This is a genomic window from Mesorhizobium sp. M7A.F.Ca.CA.004.06.1.1 (assembly GCF_003999135.1).
Classification (GTDB): domain Bacteria; phylum Pseudomonadota; class Alphaproteobacteria; order Rhizobiales; family Rhizobiaceae; genus Mesorhizobium.
In genome coordinates, this window is record NZ_RZPQ01000692.1 from 1 (window position 1) to 3164 (window position 3164).

General features: G+C 62.7%; 5 protein-coding genes. 3 read left to right on the plus strand and 2 right to left on the minus strand.

What is annotated here, in order from left to right; all coding sequences use genetic code 11:
• The first annotated feature begins 3 nt into the window (after positions 1 to 3).
• The 3 genes from EN906_RS28450 to aat are packed head-to-tail and all read left to right on the plus strand — an operon-like array spanning position 4 to position 2371.
• Positions 4 to 348, plus strand: a complete 345-nt coding sequence (locus EN906_RS28450; RefSeq protein WP_164777422.1) for a hypothetical protein — start codon at positions 4 to 6, stop codon at positions 346 to 348.
• Between the two features lie 49 nt (positions 349 to 397).
• A complete protein-coding gene (gene accC, locus EN906_RS28455; RefSeq protein WP_127375536.1) occupies positions 398 to 1741 on the plus strand; it encodes an acetyl-CoA carboxylase biotin carboxylase subunit in 1344 nt (447 codons plus the stop codon).
• A 12-nt stretch (positions 1742 to 1753) separates the two neighbouring features.
• Complete coding sequence (aat, locus tag EN906_RS28460) at positions 1754 to 2371, plus strand: leucyl/phenylalanyl-tRNA--protein transferase (protein ID WP_127269232.1); 618 nt, start codon at positions 1754 to 1756, stop codon at positions 2369 to 2371.
• Positions 2372 to 2380: 9 nt separating this feature from the next.
• Here the strand turns inward: aat and EN906_RS28465 are convergent, their stop codons facing one another.
• Positions 2381 to 2767, minus strand: coding sequence for a hypothetical protein (locus EN906_RS28465; RefSeq protein WP_127269231.1), 387 nt, complete (start codon positions 2765 to 2767; stop codon positions 2381 to 2383).
• Between the two features lie 75 nt (positions 2768 to 2842).
• The coding region (locus EN906_RS28470) for a DUF2155 domain-containing protein (protein WP_127375537.1) at positions 2843 to 3164 on the minus strand (322 nt) is incomplete at its 5' end.

A 3164-nucleotide genomic window follows, 5' to 3' on the forward strand; every position in this document is an offset into this window, starting at 1 on the left:
GCCATGGCGATATTGGCCGGATTGCTGACGGTCGCCGCGTGCGGCGCGGGCATGGCCGGCTCACTCACTGGAAGCGAGGGAGACAAGCTTTTCCCGCCGTACCTGCCGCGAAATCCCAAGGATCCCTGCACCAAGACCTACAAGGCCTATGTCGCGGCCGGTGGCCATTCAGCGTACGCAACCACTCCCTACGCGCGGATAATGTCGTCGTACATAGTTTGCGGCGGCCACCTCAACGCACCATCTCAAAAGAGGGCCGAAGAGTTGGCGATGAAATCCTGTCAGTCAACCCGCGGCCACTACAAGGTCACGACCGGCGGCGCCTGCGAGATCGCTGCCTCCAAATAGGCTGGCGCCTGCCAGAATGGCGCTGCCCGAGGCAAAACCGGGAGGCTCCATGTTCGCCAAGATCCTGATCGCCAATCGCGGTGAGATCGCTTGTCGTGTCATCCGGACGGCGCGCAAGATGGGTGTGCGCACTATCGCCGTCTATTCGGATGCCGATGCGAGATCCCTGCATGTCGAGATGGCCGACGAGGCGGTGCATATCGGCCTCTCGCCCGTCGGCGAAAGCTATCTGCGCGGTGACAAGATCATCGCCGCGGCCCTGGCAACGGGCGCACAAGCCATTCACCCCGGCTACGGCTTCCTGTCGGAAAATCCCGATTTCGTCGACCAGGTGGTGGCGGCGGGGCTGATTTTCATCGGCCCGTCGGCGGCCTCGATCCGGGCCATGGGGCTGAAGGACGCCGCCAAGCGGCTCATGGAAAAGGCCGGCGTGCCGGTCGTGCCGGGCTATCATGGCGAGGCGCAGGAGATCGTGCTGCTTGCGTCCAAGGCACGCGAGATCGGCTACCCGGTGCTGATCAAGGCGCGCGCCGGCGGCGGCGGCAAGGGTATGCGCCGGGTCGAGCATCCCGATGAATTTTCCGAGGCGCTGTCCAGCGCGCGGCGCGAGGCGAAAGCCGCTTTCGGCGACGACCGCGTGCTGGTCGAAAAATATGTCGACAAGCCGCGCCATATCGAGGTGCAGGTGTTCGGCGACAATTTCGGCAATGCAGTGCACCTTTATGAACGCGACTGCTCGGCGCAGCGCCGCCACCAGAAAGTGATCGAGGAATCGCCCGCGCCCGGCATGACCGAGGCTTTGCGCAAGGCGATGACGGATGCGGCGGTGAAGGCCGCCAAGGCGATCCATTATTCAGGCGCCGGCACCATCGAGTTCCTCTACGAGAATGGCGAGTTCTACTTCATCGAGATGAACACGCGCCTGCAGGTCGAGCATCCGGTGACGGAAGCGATCACCGGCATCGATCTCGTGCATGAGCAGATCCGCGTCGCCTCCGGTGGCGGCCTCTCGGTGAAGCAGGAGGACATCAAGTTCAACGGCCACGCCATCGAATGCCGCATCAACGCCGAGGACCCGCGCACCTTCACCCCCTCGCCCGGCACGATCACCCATTTCCACACACCGGGCGGCCTGGGCATCCGCGTCGATTCCGGCGTTTATTCCGGCTACAAGATCCCGCCATACTATGACAGCCTGATCGGCAAGCTGATCGTGCATGGGCGTAATCGCGTCGAGTGCATGATGCGCCTGCGCCGCGCCCTGGACGAGTTCGTCGTCGACGGCATCAAGACGACGTTGCCGCTGTTTCGCGATCTCGTCGGCAATGCCGACATCGCCAATGGCGACTACGACATCCACTGGCTGGAAAAATACCTGGCCAAGGAAGACTAGCGCGGAGACGCGATGACCCGCCCCTACGCGCCCGGCTATCGCATCCCCACCGACCTTCTGCTCAAGGCATACGCCTCGGGCGTCTTCCCGATGGCCGAAAGTGCCGGCGACCCGGAGGTGTTCTGGGTGCGGCCGGAGACGCGCGGCATCATTCCGCTCGATGGTTTTCACGCGCCGAAAAGCCTCAGGAAAACGATCAGGAAGAACCCCTTCGACATCCGTTTCGATTTCGATTTCGAAGCGACCATCGACGGCTGCGCCGAAAAGCGCGTGGAACGGCGCTCGACCTGGATCAATGCGCCGATCCGCGAAGCCTATGTCGAGTTGCATCGGATAGGCCATTGTCATTCGGTCGAGGCGTGGCGCGAGGACCGGCTGGTCGGTGGCCTCTATGGCGTGTCGCTCGGCCGGGTGTTTTTTGGCGAGAGCATGTTCGCCAGGGAGACGGACGCTTCCAAGACCTGCCTTTTCTATCTCGTCGAGCGCTTGAAGGCACGCGGCTTCGCTCTGCTTGACACCCAGTTCACCACCGAGCACCTCAAGCGCTTCGGCGCGGTCGACGTGCCGCGCGGCAAATATGAAAAGATGCTGGCCGACGCGCTGAAGGGCGAGGCCGTATTCTATCCCTGAAGATTGAGCCTACTTCCCAGTGGCGGCTTCCAATGGCGTCTGCGAATGGAACATCATCTTCCAGCCGTTGACGCGATGGACATAGCCGGTGCTGACCAGCGCGACGTAAGGTTCGCCGTTCTCGCGTGTCGCATGTGCCTCGTAGGTCAGCATGATGATGTCGCTGCCCGGCTCGATAATACCCTTGAGGTCGATTTTCAGGTCGCGCCAGCGGTTGGGCCTGGTTGCGGTCTTGGCGAGATCCGCATTGTCCATCGCCTGTGCCATCTGCGGAAACGCCACCAGGCATTCGGTGTCGACATTGGCCGCATAGTAGGCCGCGTCGCCCGTCCAGAATCCCTTTTCAAGTTCCAGCAACTCTGCCTTGCCAGCCGTGATCCGCTTGCTGTCTGACATCGGAAGATCCTCCCTGCGCATAGATGCGCGCTCATCCGTGCCCCAACGTATGGTGGCAAGGAGGGTTCCGGAGGATCAGTTGGTGTCGGTCGTATCGGGGTCCGAAGCGTCCGGCTCCGTCACGCCAGGATCTGTCACGTCCGGAGCGGTCGCGGCTTTCGGTTTGGCCGCCGCGGGCTTGGGCGCCTCGGCTTTGGTTGCGTCAGCCTTGGCGCCGTCGGGCGCCGGCACATCCGACTTCTGCTTGCATTCCTTCAGCCAGACGTCGTAGACGGCATGCTCGACGGCATTGAGGCCGGGGCTTTCGGCAAACATCCAGCCGGTGAAGATGCGGCGAATTTTGCGGTCGAGCGTGATCTCGTCGACCTCGACGAAGGAATCGGTCTTCGGCGCCTCG

Bases quoted from the DNA above. Each gene is read 5' to 3' on its own strand.
- EN906_RS28450 (WP_164777422.1), top strand. From the start codon at position 4: ATGGCGATATTGGCCGGATTGCTGACGGTCGCCGCGTGCGGCGCGGGC.
- accC (WP_127375536.1), top strand. From the start codon at position 398: ATGTTCGCCAAGATCCTGATCGCCAATCGCGGTGAGATCGCTTGTCGT.
- aat (WP_127269232.1), top strand. From the start codon at position 1,754: ATGACCCGCCCCTACGCGCCCGGCTATCGCATCCCCACCGACCTTCTG.
- EN906_RS28465 (WP_127269231.1), bottom strand. From the start codon at position 2,767: ATGTCAGACAGCAAGCGGATCACGGCTGGCAAGGCAGAGTTGCTGGAA.